Below are 16,086 nucleotides of genomic sequence, written 5' to 3' on the forward strand. Positions count from 1 at the left end.
TAATGTTTGCAGTGGTGGTAAGCTTCGAGACCAAGCCGGGCATGGGGGACGCCTTTCTGGCGTTGATGCAGGAAAACGCAGCCGCGTCCGTGCGGGACGAACCGGGGTGCCAGCGGTTCGACGTGTGCACCGACCCCGCGCGGCCCGATCATTTGTTCCTGTACGAGCTGTATGACGACGCAGCCGCCTTTGCGGCGCACCAGCAGATGCCGCACTATGCGGCCATGAACGCCAAGGGCGGCGACATGATCGCGGCCAAGGACGTGCGGACCTACAGCACGGTCTGGCCGTGAGCCGCGCGGACGCAGACGCAGGCCCGTGGGAGGTTCTGGCCGTCAAATACGCCGAACGGAACGCGCGGACCCGGGCCGACAGTTTCATCTTTGACGACAACCACGACGCGCCCCATGCCATGGACTACTATCTTTGGGTGCTGCGCCGGGGCGACGCGGTGATCCTTGTGGACACCGGGTATGACGCGCCCGAGGGGCAGCGCCGCAATCGCCCCATCGCCACGGATCCGCGCGCGGCCCTGGCCCCCTTGGGCCTACGGGCCGAGGACATCACGCAAGTCATCGTCACCCATCTGCATTATGACCACGCAGGCGGGCTGCACCTGTTTCCCAATGCCACGATCCACCTGCAAGCCGCCGAAATGGCCTTCGCCACGGGGCCCTGCATGTGCCACGACACGCTGGCCATGCCGTTCACGGCGGATCATGTGTGCGAGGCGGTGCAACGGCTGTTCTCGGGCCGGGTGCGGTTCTACGAGGGCGAAGGGCAGGTGGCCGATGGTGTCACCGTCCATCTGGTCGGCGGGCACAGTCGGGGCCTGCAGGCGGTGCGGGTGCGCACCCGTGCCGGGTGGCTGTGTCTGGCCAGTGATGCCGCGCATTATTACGAGAACTTCGTGGCGCAAAAACCGTTTCCAATCGTGGTGGACCTGCAGGACATGCTGGACGGCTTTGCCACCCTGCACCGTCTTGCCAGTGCCCCGCGCCTGATCGTGCCGGGACATGATCCGATCGTGCGCGCGGTTTTCCCGCAGGTGGGGCCTGATATCTGGCGACTGGATCAAGGGCCGGAGCGGGACCCGACCGCAGGATGATTCGCACGGGTCGCGCAGAGGGGCGCAAAACCGCCTCCGTATTACTGCGTAGGAATACCCGCTATGCGCTGGACACAACCCGAGCGTTAGCGTTAACGTTTCAGCGGGGGAAGGTTCTACTTGCACTCTTGGGCGCAATAATGTTGCCTGACACGACTGCCAGCAGGCAAGTTACGTCCAAAGGGGAGGGGATGTGCGCACAATTGCTGCACTGCAGCATGCTCGGTACGCAATGCCGCAGGGTAAACGCCGAAGTCTCTCTGGGCACAATCAATCCACACAGGTAAACAAAGTTGACCACTAGAACTCCATGGGAGGAGTAAATACATGAAACTGAAATCACTCGCACTGGCCAGCGTCGCTGCCATCGCAACCACCGGGGCCGTCCAGGCCCAGGAAACGATTGAGATGACCTCGTCGTTCGGTAAGAACCTGCCGATCCTCGGTACTGCCGCCATCGACTTTGTCGAAAAGATCAACGGCATCTCCGAAGGCGTGGAATTCGAACACTTCGATCCGGGCGAGCTGGTCCCAACACTCGAAGCGCTGGACGCTGTGTCTGCGGGTTCCGTGGATGCGTCTTATGCCACCGCCGGTTACTGGCAGGGCAAGATCACGGCAGCCTCGCTGTTCGCCGCTGTGCCTTTCGGCCCCGAAGCGGGCGAATTCCTGGGCTGGATGTTCTACGACGATGGTCTGGAACTGTATCAGCGCATGTATGACGAAGCTGGCTACAACGTGCACGTCTTGCCCTGTGGCATCATCGCGCCAGAGACATCCGGTTGGTTCAAGAACGAAATCAACTCTGTCGAGGACCTGCAGGGTCTGAACATGCGCTTCTTCGGTCTGGGTGCCGAAGTGATGCAGCGTCTGGGCGTATCCACATCGCTGCTGGCCGCTGGCGACATCTTCCCCGCGCTGGAGCGTGGTGCGATTGATGCGACCGAATTCTCCATGCCCCGCATCGACGCGCGTCTTGGCTTCCACAACATTGCGAAGTTCAACTACTTCCCCGGCTGGCACCAGCCCGCAACCATGTTCGAACTGCTGATCAACCAGGACCGTTGGGACGATCTGGACGAGCGCAGCCAGAAGCAGATCGAAGTGGCCTGCCAAGCCAACATCACCACCAACTTGGCCGAGGGCGAAGCCACGAACTTTGCCGCCATGGTCGACAACGTGGAAAACAACGGTGTGACGATCAAGCAGTGGTCGCCCGAGATCCTGGACACCTTCGAAGCCACATGGAACGAAGTGGCGCTGGAACTGGCCGCAGAGGACGCATACTTCGCCGAAGTCTGGGCAGACCTGCAAGAGTACCGCGAGGGCTACAAATCCTGGGGCAACACCATCTATCTGCCCCGCCCCCGGTAAACCCGGCGACACTGTCACGTAGCACCCGGACGGACCCCGGGTTCTAGGACCAAGACCAAAGCCGGGCGGTGCGATCCGCATCCGCCCGGCTTTTCTGATCGACATACCCGCAATACATGGAGACCCCGATGGACAGCACAGAGCCGGTGGCCGTGGCCATCTCCGACCCCGGAGAAGTGGGTCGGGCCGAGCACAACAAGGGCGACCGTATCGTCGTCCAGATCGCGAATTTCTTTTCCTGGCTGTATCCTGCCCTGATGGTGATCATCTGCGCCCAGGTGATCCTGCGCACCTCGGGCCGGGCCGGATTTGGTCCCGGCAACCAAGCCTGGATGGACGACCTGCAATGGTGGATCTACGGCATGGCCGTGTTGATCGGCATCGCCTATGCGGTCACCACCGACAGCCACGTGCGCGTGGACATTTTTTACGACGAATACTCCAAGGAAAAGCAGGCCAAGATCGACTGCTTTGCGCTGGCATGGTTGTTCCTGCCCTTTGTGATCATGTCGTGGGACATCACCACCCAATATGCGATTTCGTCGGTGGTGGCGGACGAGGGATCGGACAGCCCGAACGGGTTGCACAACCTTTGGATCCTAAAGGTCTTCATGAACCTTTCGTTCCTCGTGATCGCCTACGCCACGTGGTCGGCCTACAAACGCCGCCTTGCCACGCTGATCGAACCGGTGATGTGGAAAAAGCTGTTGTATGCCTTCCCGTCGTTCGTCTTCGTTCTGAACATCGCGATTTACTGGGCGATGATCGGGTTTTTCTACGTCACGGGGGATCACGACAACATCCGGTCCGTCACGCGTCTGGACGCCTTTGACGAGTTCGAGTGGATGTACGAACACTTCGAGACGGCCCCGGCTGTTCTATATGCGCTGATCGCTGGCGTGCTTATCATCGGCGCTCTGCGCCTTCTCGACAAAAAGGAGGCCTGATCCATGTTTCTGTTAGAAGCGATTGGGCACGTCATGACCCTGAATGAGGTCATGGTTCTGCTGATGTTCATCATGTTCATCTTCATGCTGTTCCGGGGCATCCCGGTGGCGATGGCCCTTGTGGGTGTGTCGCTGGTGTTCGTGCTGGTGTCCGACATCGCGCTGGACCCCTTCCGGCGCGAGCTGCAGGAGGTGATCGAGTTCGACCGCGTCGGGCTGGAGTATCAAAAACTGGGCGCCCTTGCGGGCCGTCTGTTCGGGTCGGTGGTCAAGAACCCCGTCCTTGTGGCCCTGCCGATGTTCATCTTCATGGGACTGATGCTGGATCAATCCGGCGTGGCACAGCGGATGATGCATTCTATGCAAAAACTGTTCGGCGGTCTGCGCGGCGGTCTGTCCCTGACGGTTCTGCTGATCGGGATCATCCTTGCAGCCTCGACCGGTGTGATCGGGGCATCCGTCACGCTGCTGGGCGTCATGGCCCTGCCTGCGATGATGAAACAGAACTACTCCAAACCCATTGCAACGGGCACGATTGCCAGCGCGGGGACCTTGGGTATTCTGATCCCGCCGTCCATCATGCTTGTGATCATGTCGGATCAGTTGGCGATCTCATTAGGTGACCTGTTCATGGGGGCCCTGTTCCCCGGGCTGATCCTGGGAGGGCTTTATATCGCCTTCATCGTGATCTTCGGCATCCTGTCCCCCAACTCCATGCCTGCGCCCGAAAAGACGGACGAGGTTGGCATGGACGTGGTGATCGACGTCTGTAAGGCGGTTGTTCCGCCGATGTTCCTGATCCTGCTGGTTCTGGGGTCCATCTTTGGCGGCATCGCCACCCCGACCGAGGCGTCTGGCCTGGGCGCCTTTGGCGCGACCCTGCTGGCGTGGTTCAACGGCAAGCTGAACTTCAAGGTCCTCAAAGAGGTCTCGCGCTCCACCATGAACACCGCCGGTTACATCGTCGGTATCTTTCTGGCGGCGAACTTCTTTGCCTATGTGCTGCGCCGCTACGGCGGGGACGAGATCATCGAACATCACATCCTGGGTGTGTTCGAGAACCCCTACCTGATCGTGATGTTCATCCTGTTCCTTGTGTTCCTGCTGGGCTTCCTGCTGGACTGGATCGAGATCACCATCATCATCATGCCGCTGATGCTGCCCATCATCATGGGCCTGGAGCTGGCGGTGCCAAGCTACGGTCAAGTGGCCGATCCGCAGGTGGTATGGTTCGCGATCCTTGTGGCGGTGACGTTACAAACGTCATTCTTGACGCCGCCGGTGGGCTTCGCGCTGTTCTACCTGAAGGGCGTGTGCCCCCCGGCGTGTCCCTGTCGCACATCTACAAAGGCGTTATCCCCTTTGTGCTGCTGCAGATCACCGGGTTGGCCATCGTGTTCTACTTCCCCGGTCTGACGACTTGGCTGCCCTCGGTGGCTTACGGGAACTGACCTGATTAAAATTCGACGGAAAAGCCGCGCCCCCGGGTGCGGCTTTTTTGCTTTGGGGCTTGTTCTGGGGGGCGGCGCACGTATCTGTTGCGCATCCGGGCGTGGTGCCTACCACCATCGCGCGACCGGGGATCTGCGCCCCTTGGACACGGGCGCTGCTACATAAGGGAACGACCCAATGTTGAAATCCACGTCTTATGCGCTGGCCGTGCTGGCCTGCGTTACCGCCCCCGCCTTTGCGGAGATGCAGCACAGCCATGGCGCCGATGGCCACAGCTTTGAAATGGACAGCGCGATGCTGGGCGATCTGATGATCGAAATGCCAATGATCCGCGCCACGCCCCCCAATGCCCCTGCGGCGGGCGGCTATGTCAAGATCACCAACACGGGCGATGCGGATGACACCCTTGTTGCCGCCTCTATCGCGGGGGATGTGGCCAGCAAGGTCGAGCTGCACACGATGGAAATGGACGGCGACGTCATGCGCATGTTCGAGGTCGAGGGCGGCATTGCCATCCCCGCCGGCGAAACCGTGCAACTGGCCCCCGGTGGTCTGCACATCATGATCATGGGCCTGAACGAACCCATGGCCGATGGCGCGCACCATGACATCACCCTGACCTTTGAAAACGCCGGGACGGCGACGCTGGACTTCGCGGTGATGGACCTTGCAACGGTGCGCAAGCTGACCGGCGGCATGGCCCATGGCGGGCATGGTGGGCATGGCGACGATCATTCTGGCCAAGGGCATTAGCCATGACACCCAAGGTTCTGACAGTCCTTCTTGCGATCTCGGTCGGGGTGCTGGCCATTTCGGCGGGCCTGTTGTTGCGCGTCCTCTATGACGGGCAGCAGGGGGGCGGCAGCACGCTTGTGGCTTCGGTGGAGTTCGGCGCTCCGTTCGAGTTGACCGATTACAACGGCGATCCGATCACCGAAGCCGCCTTTGAAGGACAGCCCAGCCTGCTGTTCTTCGGCTTCACCCATTGTCCCGACGTCTGCCCCACGACCGTGTTCGACATGGAAACATGGTTCGAGGATCTGGGGCCCGCAGCGGACGAGGTGGCGGCCTATTTCGTCACCGTGGACCCGGAACGGGACACGCCGGAATTCCTGTCCGACTATCTCAAGCCCCAGTCCGACCGCGTGATCGGCATCACCGGAGAGCCGGAGGCGGTCTGGGACATGGCGCGGTCCTGGCGGGTCTATTGGTCCAAGCGTCCCCTTGGGGACGGCGACTACACGCTGGACCACTTCGCCTCGATCTACGTGTTGGACCGGGACGGGAATTTGTTCGAAAAGATCAGCTACGGCGAAAACCCCGAAACCGCCAAGGCCAAGATCATGGCGGCGATCAACAGCTAGCATTGAGGGCCCCATACGGGGCCCTTTTACCGTCCGGTGAACTGGAATTCGGACACGGGCAACCTCTTGTCGTCGCTCAGGTCCATCTGGCCCACGGGCGCAAAGGTCAAGACGGCGATCACAACGCCGCAAAGCCCCGCGCACAACACGACCCAATCCACGCGTACCGCGCCTGATGTCTGAGTGAAGAATGCTTTGGCCATGGTGACGTCCTTTCTGAACGCACTCAAGCTAGCACCCCATCATGGCAACATTAGGGCAAGGTTAACGGCGCTGGACGCCTAGAATTGCCCGGCCTTCATTGCCTCTTCGGCCATGGCCTTGGTCATATCCTCGGACTGGTCCTGCGCTCCATTTGCGATGACCGCCATCACGGCAAGGCACAATGATACGACCCCCGCAGTCAACAGCACCCATTCCACGGTGACCGCGCCGGAGGTTTCGGCGATAAAACTGTTCATTGTGCACATCCTACTCTGACACTGAATAACACGTGTCACGATCATGGCAGAACAGGGCTGGGGTAGGGCGAGATTGCGGCGCAACCGTTTCGGGACGCGGGGCAATCTTCAGGTGGTGGCGGGCATTGTCGCCTTCCAGAACAAACGTTCGAAGTTCGCCTCGGTCTGGGCGGCAAAATCCGCATAGTCCATCCCGAACACCTCCGCCCCCTTGCGGGCGGTGTGTGCGACATAGCCCGGCTCGTTCCGCTTGCCGCGATAGGGGGCGGGGCAAGGTAGGGGCTGTCGGTTTCCACAAGGATCCGGTCCACGGGCGCGCTGGCAAAAATGTCCCGCACGGCCTGGCTTTTGGGAAAGGCGGCGATGCCGGACATGGACATGTAGAACCCCAGATCCAGCGCCGCTTGGGCCAGTTCTGGTCCGCTGCTGAAACAATGCATGACGCAGGTGTAGGCGGCTGCGCGGTGTTCTTCGGTCAAGATGCGAGCCATATCGGCGTCGGCATCCCGGGCGTGGATGATCAGGGGCAGGCGGGTCTGGCGTGCGGCCTCGATGTGGATGCGCAGGCTGTCTTGCTGAACGGCCTTGCTGTCGGCGGTGTAGTGGTAGTCCAGCCCGGTCTCGCCGATCCCGACCATCTTGGGGTGTTGGGCCAGCGCGACCAACTCCTCGACCGTCGCCAGCGGTTCATCCGCGGCGGACATGGGGTGGGTGCCCGCGGCCCAGAACACGGGCCCATGCGCCTCGGCCAATCCGCGCACGGTATCGGCGTTGCGCAGGCGGGTGCAGATCGTGACCATCCGGTGCACCCCGGCCTGTCGCGCGCGGGCGATCAGATCCCCGTGTTCGCCGTCAAAATCGGGAAAGTCGATGTGGCAGTGGCTGTCGGTGATCAAAGGCTCGGTCATAGGTGTCTAGCCCTGCGCCCGGGCCTCCTTGTCAATGCTGTGCAGGATATCCAGCACCAGCGTCCCGGGGTCAAGGTTCACTGCCCGCCCGTGGGCCGCCCGCGCCGACAGGTCCGATTGCAGCGCGGCCCAGCCCCGGGCCGCGCGGTCATGGGGGGACAGGCGCGTTAGCACCTGAGCCTCGCCCGGTGCGGCCTCGGGCGTAGGGGGACCCATCAGGCCCGCGCGGGCAAGGCGGGCGAGGAAAGTGTTGATCAACTCCAGCACAAGGGCGTAGTGATCCGCCTTGGCAGCCCCCGCGCAGCTGTCCGCAAGGGCCAGCGCGCGGGACCGGTCCATGGGGCCAGAGGACCACAGGGACACAAGCGCCGCGTAGCTCTCCGCGCCGCCCTGATCCACCAACCGCAGGGCCGCGCCCGCCGATCCGCCCGCCAGCGCCGCGATCCCCTCGGGCACCGGGGTCGGGTCGCCCGTGGCCTGGGTGATGGCCGCGCTCAGGTCGTGGGGGGACAGCGTGTTCAGGCGCAGGGCCCGGCACCGGGACCGGATCGTGGGCAACAGGCGCGCAGGCTGGTGCGCGATCAGGAACAGGGTGGTGCGTTCGGGCGGTTCCTCCAGCACCTTCAGCAGGGCGTTGGCAGCGGCGGTGTTCATCTCGTCCGCCGCATCCACGATGACCGCCCGGCGCCCCCCGTCCACAGCGGACATGGAGAAGAAGCCATGCAGCTTGCGCACCGCGTCCACCGTGATCTCGGCGCGCAGGCGTTTGGTTTTTTCGTCCCAAGGCCGGCGCAGCAGGAAAAGGCCGGGTTCGGACAGGGCGGCCGTACGGCGGGCCACGGGGTGGTCGGGGTCCGTGTCCAAGGTCACGGGCGGGGGCGGTGCCCCGAACAGCCCATCGCCGGTATCCAAGGGCTGCGACAGCAGGAACCGCGCCGCGCGCCACGCGAAGGTCGCCTTGCCGATGCCCTTGGGACCAGACAGCAGCCAGCCGTGGTGCAGGCGATCGCTGGAAAACGCGTCGATGAAGGCGGCCTCAGCCTCTTGCTGGCCGTAGAGGGTCAGGGTGTGGCGCGGATGCGGGGCAGTGCCGGATCGGTCCGGTTCCGGGATGTCGACGTCGTCTTTCATGGCCAAAGCCCCTTGGTGCAGTGACGGGCGGCAGCGGGCGTATGCCCGACGCCGCCCCCCGGCGATGCGCGCAGGCGCAGCGCAAACCCCTTGGCCGCCCCGTCATGCGGGCAAACGCGGTGCGATGGCGGTCCAGACACGCCCTGCCACATCCTCGGCGGTGCCTTGGCCGTTGATCCGGGTCACGCGGTTCGGAAAGTCCCGGGCCAGCGCCTTGAAACCTGTGTGCAACGCCTGTTGAAACGGCAGGCCAAAATCCTCGAACCGATCCTCGCCGCTGCCCCGGGCCAGTCCGCGCGTTAGGGCCTGTTCCGGGTCCAGCTCGATCACAAAGGTGCGGTCCGGCTCCACCCCGATCATACGGGCATGCAGGTCATCCACCATGGACCGCAGGTCGCCGCGCGTGGCCCCCTGATAGACTCGGGTGCTGTCGGCAAAGCGATCGCTGACCACGATTGCGCCCCGATCCAGCGCGGGCTGGATGGTGCGTTCCAGATGGTCCCGGCGCGCGGCGGTGAACAGCAGGATCTCGGTTTCCGCAGACCAGCGGTCCGGGTCGCCTTCCACGAGCAGGCGGCGGATATCCTCGGCCCCCGGTGCGCCCCCCGGCTCTCGTGTCAGGACGACATCGCGGCCCTGGGCGCGCAGGCGGTCTGCCAGCAGGCGCGCTTGGGTGGATTTGCCGGACCCGTCGATCCCCTCGAAGGTGATGAACATCGGGTGGCTACTCGGCCACTTGGGACAGGACGGTGCCCAGAACCGCGCTGCCTGCGGTCTGGATGCGCCGGATCACCCCGCCCTTGGCCACATCCTGGGCCACGACCAAGGGGGCGGTGACCGGTGTCATGTCCGCGACTGTCAGGGTGATATCGCCCACTTCGGTGCCCGCTGTCAGGGGCGCCTGCAGCGGGCCGTTGAACCGGATGCTGGCCTGCACTGCTCCAGCGCCGCCCAAGGCGGGCAGCAGCATGGTGACATCCTCGGCCACCGCAAGACCCACATCGGGCGCGGCCCCCATGAACACCTCGGCCCGCGTCACCTCGGCCCCGGCGTCCAGAACGGTTTCGGTCACGAATTGGCGAAACGCCCAGTTGACGATCCGCTCGCTTTCGCGGGCACGGGCGGCATCACTGGGCAGGCCCGAGATCACGAAGGTCACGCGGCGATCCCCTTGGACGGCGGATCCCACAAGGCCATAGCCCGCCTCTTGGGTGTGGCCGGTTTTCAGGCCGTCCGCCCCGATGTTCAGGCGCAGCAGAGGATTGCGGTTGCGGGTGTTGGCGGGCGCGCGCCCGTCGAATTCAAAGACCCGCTCTGCGAAATAGGGGTAGTATTCGGGGAAATCCGTGATCAGGCGTTCGGCCAGAAAGGCAAGGTCCTTCATGCTCATCACGTGGCCCGGGGCGGGCCAGCCGCTGGCGTTCATGAAGTTGGAGTTGGTCATGCCCAATTCCTGCGCCCGGGCGGTCATCATGCGGGCGAACCCATCCTCGGTGCCGTCGGGGGACAGGGCCTCGGCCAACACCACGCAGGCGTCATTGCCCGACACGACGATAATCCCGCGGATCAAATCCTCGACCCGGACGCGGTCGCGCGGGTCCAGAAACATGGTGGAGCCGCCGTAGCTGGCCGCATGGGGGCTGACGGGCAGGACCGTGTCCATGGTCAGACGCCCGTCGCGCAGGGCCTCGAAGGTCATGTTCAAGGTCATCAGCTTGGACATGGAGGCAGGCGGCAGGGGGATATCCGCGTTCTTGGACAACAGGACCTGACCGGTATTGTGATCAATGACGACCGCACTGGTGGCCTCGGTCTGAAACACCTGCGCATGCAGGGGCGCTGTGGCAAGGACAAGGAGGGTGGCAAGCAGACGGATCATAGGGGCGTCCTATCAGTTGGTCACGGCGTAGGCGTCGGCGAAGCCCAGACGCTTGATGGTGCGCAGGACTTGCGCCTGCTCGCCGCTGGTTTGGGCGGGGCCGACAATCACGCGCCAGAACTTCTTGCCCCGGCTTTCCTGCGCCAGAACCGTGGGCACGATGCCGGCCCCGCGCAGGGCGGTCGCGGTGTTGCGAGCGTTGGCTTCGACCGAGAAGATGCCGACCTGCACGAAAGGCCGCGCCAAGCTGCTGGAGGTGGCGACGGGCACCGGGCTGGCCGCGCGGTCCGGCCGCGCTGCGGGGCGGGCGGCAGGTCTGCTGGGGGACGGCGTGCCCTCGGCGCGGTCGATGGCTGCGGCGGCTGCGGCCAGCGGATCGCTGGCGGGCGGGGTTGGATCGTCCAGCTCGGACGTGGCGACTTGGGCCGCCGGTGCCGCCTCGCCGCCCGCGGCATCGGGGGCGGTGCCCACGGCCACGCTGGGGGCGGCGGCGGGATCCGGCACCTCTTCACGGCGCAGGGCTGTGACGTTGATGCTGGTGGGTTGCCCCGCAAGGATGCCAAGGGCGGCCGCCGCGTCAGAGGACAGCTGCAAGGGCGGGCCCACGGTCTCGCGTTCCTTGCGGAACAGCGCGCCGATCACGAACTTGCCATTGTCGGGGTTGCGGATGATCACCCGCTCGGGGTCGCGCACACCGGGGGCCGCCACCCAGACCCCGCCCAGGGAGGGGCGACCATCCCACAGCGCCGGGTCCGTGGTCTGATAAACATCGGGCGCCTCGACGTCCCGTTCGATCAGGCGCACGGTGTCTGATGCCGCTGGCGTTTCCGGTTCTGCGCCGTTGCCCAAATTGCCCAGCAGGTCCGCCGGATCACAGGCCGACAGGGCCAGAACGGCCCCGAAGGCCAAAGCGGTTCGCGTGTAAGGATTGCTGCCCATGGTCTGCACCTTTTTGCCCGAGGGTGCGCGGCGGTCTGTGCCCCCGTCACACGTTTGCCCGACCTTAGCGGGACCAGCCCCCCATGGGAAGGCCGCCCGCCCGCCGCGCGCGCCTTTTTGCCAGCCTCAGGCGGCGGTGTCCTCGGCCACCGTTTCAAGCAGCTGCGGGATCTTGGCCTTGAACTTGAAAAAGCCTGCGGTGGCGTGGGGCAGGGCGGCGCTGTCCCAGGCTCGGATCGGCGCGATCACGGGGATGTCGAGGACCGCGCGCAGACGGATCAGGGCGTCATGGGCGGGGCCAGTGGGGGTGTAGGGCACAACGATCTGCTCAAACCCCCGCGCCCAGTCGGCCAAGACGTCGATATCATCCGTCACAGGCCCCGTGTCCCCCACGCGCCCGGCCCAGCGGGTCAGGGCATCGGTGGCCAGATCATGGGTGAACTGTCGGACCTGGGGTGCCACCGCCAGTGGCGAGCGTCCGGCGCTGGCGGTCAAAACAGCGCCCGACACAGGCTGCAACCCGCGTGCGAACAGATAGCCCGGTGACAGGTCGTCTTCGGTCATAAGCAGCCCCGTGCGTAAGGATCGGTCCCACGCCTGATCCTCGGGGATGGCGCCTGCGGGTGGGTTGGGTGGCCCGTCCAGCGGTGCGACCTGGTCGGAATTGGCCAACTGATGGAGGGGGTTGAAACGCCCTTCGGTGTATTTCGCGATGTTGGAGGCGCGGGCGGCATAGGTCTTGCCCCGGGTCTGCAGGCCAGCCACCCACCGCCAGCCCAGCGTGTTGGACGCGGGGTCCCCATCCAACAAATGGCGCAGGAAGAAATCCGCTCCCAACTCCCACGGCAGGCGCAGGGTGAACACCCAGATCGAGGCGAACCACATCCGCGCATGGTTGTGCAGATAGCCCGTCTCGACCAACTCCCGCGCCCAGTGGTCAAAGCCGTCGATGCCGGTCTCGCCATTGCACGCGGCCTCCCAATCGGCGCGCATCCCGCCTTCGGTCGCAAGGCGGTTCTGCGCGGACCGGACCCCGTTCTGATAGTCCAGCCAGACGGATGGGCGGCGGTCGAGCCAGCATTTCCAATAGGTGCGCCAGCAGACCTCTTGCAGGAATTTCTCGGCGGATCCGGGCGAAAACCGGCCCAGCACGGCCTGCGCCACCTCGGCCTCGGTCACGACCCGGTGGCGGATATAGGGCGACAGCTGGCTGACGTGGGGGTGGCCGGGCAGGTCGTAGTTGCGCAAGGACGCGTAGTCGCGCGCGGCTTTGGGGACGAACGCGGACAGGCGTTCAAGGGCGGCGGTGCGGGTGGGGGGAACAGGTCTGCCATGACCCGCGAGGTAGGGGGCGCGCCCCCTCGTCAAGCGGCCCCTTAGTCAAACAGGCGCGAGAAAAAGGGCATCGGCCCGCTAGAGAAATTGTCCATGGCAGACTCGGCCGAGGCAGCGAAGCGGTCCACGAACACCGCGTCCCAGCCTTCGTCGTATTGATCCCGGGTCGCCTCTGCCTCCGCGCCCATGGTGGCCCAGCCATCATGGATCAGCGTGACCTTGGCTCCGCGTCCCGTGCTGTCAAAGCGGACCGACAGTTTGGTTGCTGCGTCCCGGGTCAGGCCCACGTGCCAGTCGAACGCGATCGCCTTGCCCTCGTCCCATGCGGTGATGGTCGCCCAGACCTCCGCCCGCCCGTCCATACGGGTTTCCACGATCTGTCCGTCCTTGCGCGGGTCCAGCACCACGGACATGGGCAGGGCTCCGTCCGCCCCCGACAGCGAATGGGTCGAGACCGGCCACCACAGCGCCATGTCGTGGGTGAAGTGGTGGAACGCGCGTTCTGGGGGTAAGGTGACGTGAACCACCTTGGTCACGGGGGGCAACAGGTCCGGGGTCTCGGCGGCGGCGACCTCTGCTTCGCGGGCGAAGCTTTGCATCGCGTCCTGCCATAGATCGTCCAGCCAGTCGCGCAGGGTGTCCAACCCGGTGGGCGCCAGGGAATACAGGTTGCGCGTGCCCTTGCGTTCCACCGTCACCAGCCCGGCGGCCAGCATGGTTTTCAGATGCTGCGACACGGCGGGCCGGGACACGGGCAGGTCCTTGGCCAGATCGCCCACGGCCAAAGGCCCCGGGCGCAGGCGGTCCAGGATCATGCGGCGGGTGGGGTCGGCAATGGCGACCAGCGCGGCTTCGTAAGTCATGGCTAACCTATACGCCTGCCGATTCCGCGCCGTCAACACTCGCGGCGCGGACCGGCAAATCTCTGCGCGGTCACGATGGGTTAATCTTTCGGTGGCATGGCAGAGTCGAATGTTTGCCCGGTGCCCTTGCAGCCCCCCGCACACAGACCTAAGATTCAAGGATACAAGGGCGCACCCCGCGCCCCGAGCAGAGGCCGACGACATGCAAGACCCTATTGATCATTTCACCAACAACCTTGTGCCGATGGTGGTCGAACAGACCAGCCGGGGCGAGCGTGCCTATGATATCTTCAGCCGCCTGCTGAAAGAGCGCATCATTTTCATCAACGGCCCGATCCACAGCGGCATGAGCCACCTTGTCGTGGCCCAGTTGCTGCATCTGGAGGCGGAGAACCCGTCGAAGGAAATCAGCATGTACATCAACTCTCCGGGTGGTGAGGTGACGGCGGGCATGTCGATCTATGACACGATGCAGTACATCCGCCCCAAGGTGTCGACGCTGGTATGTGGCATGGCGGCCTCGATGGGTTCGGCCATTGCGATTGGCGGCGAAAAGGGCATGCGCTTTGCCCTGCCAAATGCGGAACTGATGGTGCATCAGCCTTCGGGCGGGGCACGGGGCATGGCGACCGATATCCTGATCTCTGCCCGCCATATCGAGCGGACGCGGGAGCGGCTGTATCAGCTTTACGTCAAGCATTCCGGCCAAGACTACGAAACGGTGCAAAAGGCGCTGGACCGCGACACATGGCTGACCCCCGAAGAGGCGAAGGATTGGGGCCACATCGACGAAATCGTCGAAAGCCGTGGTGCGGTTGAAAGCTAAACCGGCTTGCCAAGCCGCGCCCGGCGCGCGGCTTGGTTTTCCGATTGTGGATGGTGGCCCGCTGGCCTAAGCTGTCCGAAACAGACGTTCCGCTGCGACTTTGTGGCGGTCCAACGACCGTCCGGGCGCGCGGATGGGTCAAGAGGTGACACGATGGCGAACAATTCCGGTGATAGCAAAAACACCCTGTACTGCAGTTTTTGCGGCAAAAGTCAGCACGAGGTGCGCAAGCTGATCGCGGGTCCGACCGTGTTCATCTGCGACGAATGTGTTGAATTGTGCATGGATATCATCCGCGAGGAAACCAAATCAGCCGGGCTGAAGGCCACCGATGGGGTGCCGACGCCCTTGGACATCTGTCAGGTGCTGGATGACTATGTGATCGGGCAGGCAACGGCGAAACGGGTTCTGTCCGTGGCGGTTCACAACCACTACAAACGTCTCAACCACGCCTCCAAGACCGATATCGAACTGGCAAAATCCAACATCATGCTGATCGGCCCCACGGGCTGCGGCAAGACGTTGTTGGCCCAGACGCTGGCGCGTATTCTGGATGTGCCCTTTACCATGGCCGATGCGACGACGCTCACGGAGGCCGGTTATGTGGGCGAAGATGTCGAGAACATTATCCTCAAACTGCTGCAAGCCTCTGAATACAACGTGGAACGTGCGCAGCGCGGCATCGTCTATATCGACGAGGTGGACAAGATCACGCGCAAGTCCGACAACCCTTCGATCACCCGGGACGTCTCGGGCGAGGGGGTGCAGCAGGCGCTGCTGAAAATCATGGAAGGCACCGTGGCCAGCGTGCCGCCCCAAGGGGGCCGCAAGCATCCTCAGCAGGAATTCCTACAAGTGGACACCACGAACATCCTGTTCATCTGCGGCGGGGCCTTCGCGGGTCTGGACAAGATCATCGCGCAACGGGGCAAAGGCTCTGCCATGGGGTTCGGTGCCGATGTCCGCGACCCCGAGGGGAAATCCGTCGGCGAGTACTTCAAGGACCTCGAACCCGAGGATCTGTTGAAATTCGGCCTGATCCCGGAATTCGTGGGCCGCTTGCCCGTGATCGCCACGCTGGAGGATCTCGACGAAGACGCGCTGGTCACCATCCTGACCGCCCCCAAGAACGCGCTGGTCAAACAGTACCAACGCCTGTTCGAGTTGGAGGACGTCACCCTGACCTTCACTGACGAGGCGCTGACCGCGATTGCCAAACGCGCCATCGAGCGCAAAACCGGTGCCCGGGGCCTGCGGTCGATCATGGAAGACATTCTGCTGGATACCATGTTTGATCTGCCCGGCATGGACAGCGTCGAAGAGGTCGTCGTCAACGAAGAGGCTGTGCGCCGCGACGCCGCCCCCTGATGATCCACGCAGACAAAAAGAAGGAAGAGCCTGCGTAAGGTTTGTTCCCATCTGACAAAGGGGCACCTTCGGGTGCCCTTTTTTGTATCTGGCCCAAAGACTTGCCATGTTCCGCGCCACGGGCCACACTG

At 63.9% G+C, this 16,086-nt stretch carries 15 protein-coding genes and 3 pseudogenes; 9 read left to right on the forward strand and 9 right to left on the reverse strand.

The window, feature by feature from the left end:
* The first annotated feature begins 2 nt into the window (after nucleotides 1–2).
* From ACZ1G0_RS05625 to ACZ1G0_RS05655, 7 genes and pseudogenes are all read left to right on the forward strand, one after another.
* A complete protein-coding gene (locus tag ACZ1G0_RS05625; protein ID WP_472736049.1) occupies nucleotides 3–293 on the forward strand; it encodes a putative quinol monooxygenase in 291 nt (96 codons plus the stop codon).
* Nucleotides 290–1,108, forward strand: coding sequence for an N-acyl homoserine lactonase family protein (locus ACZ1G0_RS05630; RefSeq protein WP_472736050.1), 819 nt, complete (start codon nucleotides 290–292; stop codon nucleotides 1,106–1,108). Before ACZ1G0_RS05625 ends, ACZ1G0_RS05630 begins: the two co-directional genes overlap by 4 nt.
* A 327-nt stretch (nucleotides 1,109–1,435) precedes the next feature.
* Nucleotides 1,436–2,482, forward strand: coding sequence for a TRAP transporter substrate-binding protein (locus tag ACZ1G0_RS05635; RefSeq protein ID WP_472736051.1), 1,047 nt, complete (start codon nucleotides 1,436–1,438; stop codon nucleotides 2,480–2,482).
* 128 nt (nucleotides 2,483–2,610) lie between these two features.
* A complete protein-coding gene (locus ACZ1G0_RS05640; RefSeq protein ID WP_472736052.1) occupies nucleotides 2,611–3,429 on the forward strand; it encodes a TRAP transporter small permease subunit in 819 nt (272 codons plus the stop codon).
* A 3-nt stretch (nucleotides 3,430–3,432) separates the two neighbouring features.
* Nucleotides 3,433–4,880, forward strand: a pseudogene (locus ACZ1G0_RS05645) (TRAP transporter large permease).
* A gap of 178 nt (nucleotides 4,881–5,058) precedes the next feature.
* A complete protein-coding gene (locus tag ACZ1G0_RS05650) occupies nucleotides 5,059–5,634 on the forward strand; it encodes a copper chaperone PCu(A)C (RefSeq protein ID WP_472736053.1) in 576 nt (191 codons plus the stop codon).
* 2 nt (nucleotides 5,635–5,636) lie between these two features.
* Nucleotides 5,637–6,245 (forward strand): SCO family protein, encoded by a 609-nt coding sequence (locus tag ACZ1G0_RS05655; RefSeq protein ID WP_472736054.1) that lies wholly within the window; start codon nucleotides 5,637–5,639, stop codon nucleotides 6,243–6,245.
* A gap of 26 nt (nucleotides 6,246–6,271) precedes the next feature.
* On the opposite strand, the gene ACZ1G0_RS05660 is transcribed toward ACZ1G0_RS05655, so the two are convergent.
* The 9 genes and pseudogenes from ACZ1G0_RS05660 to ACZ1G0_RS05700 form a co-directional block, all read right to left on the reverse strand.
* A complete protein-coding gene (locus ACZ1G0_RS05660) occupies nucleotides 6,272–6,448 on the reverse strand; it encodes a hypothetical protein (protein ID WP_472736055.1) in 177 nt (58 codons plus the stop codon).
* 78 nt (nucleotides 6,449–6,526) lie between these two features.
* The gene (locus ACZ1G0_RS05665) at nucleotides 6,527–6,706 is read right to left on the reverse strand and encodes a hypothetical protein (RefSeq protein ID WP_472736056.1); all 180 of its coding nucleotides are present in this window, start codon (nucleotides 6,704–6,706) and stop codon (nucleotides 6,527–6,529) included.
* Nucleotides 6,707–6,814: 108 nt separating this feature from the next.
* Nucleotides 6,815–7,614, reverse strand: a pseudogene (locus ACZ1G0_RS05670) (TatD family hydrolase).
* Nucleotides 7,615–7,620: 6 nt separating this feature from the next.
* A complete protein-coding gene (locus tag ACZ1G0_RS05675; RefSeq protein WP_472736057.1) occupies nucleotides 7,621–8,745 on the reverse strand; it encodes a DNA polymerase III subunit delta' in 1,125 nt (374 codons plus the stop codon).
* Nucleotides 8,746–8,847: 102 nt separating this feature from the next.
* On the reverse strand, nucleotides 8,848–9,462 hold the full coding sequence (gene tmk / locus ACZ1G0_RS05680) for a dTMP kinase (protein ID WP_472736058.1): 615 nt from the start codon (nucleotides 9,460–9,462) through the stop codon (nucleotides 8,848–8,850).
* A 7-nt stretch (nucleotides 9,463–9,469) separates the two neighbouring features.
* On the reverse strand, nucleotides 9,470–10,624 hold the full coding sequence (locus ACZ1G0_RS05685; RefSeq protein ID WP_472736059.1) for a D-alanyl-D-alanine carboxypeptidase family protein: 1,155 nt from the start codon (nucleotides 10,622–10,624) through the stop codon (nucleotides 9,470–9,472).
* 12 nt (nucleotides 10,625–10,636) lie between these two features.
* Complete coding sequence (locus ACZ1G0_RS05690) at nucleotides 10,637–11,563, reverse strand: SPOR domain-containing protein (protein ID WP_472736060.1); 927 nt, start codon at nucleotides 11,561–11,563, stop codon at nucleotides 10,637–10,639.
* A gap of 126 nt (nucleotides 11,564–11,689) precedes the next feature.
* Nucleotides 11,690–12,931 (reverse strand): FAD-binding domain-containing protein, encoded by a 1,242-nt coding sequence (locus tag ACZ1G0_RS05695; protein WP_472736061.1) that lies wholly within the window; start codon nucleotides 12,929–12,931, stop codon nucleotides 11,690–11,692.
* Nucleotides 12,932–12,939: 8 nt separating this feature from the next.
* Nucleotides 12,940–13,761: an ArsR/SmtB family transcription factor gene (locus ACZ1G0_RS05700; protein WP_472736062.1), complete on the reverse strand. Its 822-nt coding sequence runs from the start codon at nucleotides 13,759–13,761 to the stop codon at nucleotides 12,940–12,942.
* A 202-nt stretch (nucleotides 13,762–13,963) separates the two neighbouring features.
* Here ACZ1G0_RS05700 and ACZ1G0_RS05705 point away from each other — a divergent pair, with 202 nt between their 5' ends.
* Nucleotides 13,964–14,587 carry an ATP-dependent Clp protease proteolytic subunit gene (locus ACZ1G0_RS05705; RefSeq protein WP_472736063.1) on the forward strand — a complete coding sequence of 208 codons (624 nt, stop codon included), beginning with the start codon at nucleotides 13,964–13,966 and terminating at the stop codon, nucleotides 14,585–14,587.
* A 153-nt stretch (nucleotides 14,588–14,740) separates the two neighbouring features.
* A pseudogene (clpX, locus tag ACZ1G0_RS05710) lies at nucleotides 14,741–15,993 on the forward strand (ATP-dependent Clp protease ATP-binding subunit ClpX).
* Nucleotides 15,994–16,086: the final 93 nt, after the last annotated feature.

It is taken from the genome of Thalassobacter sp. HA4-2 (assembly GCF_055693705.1).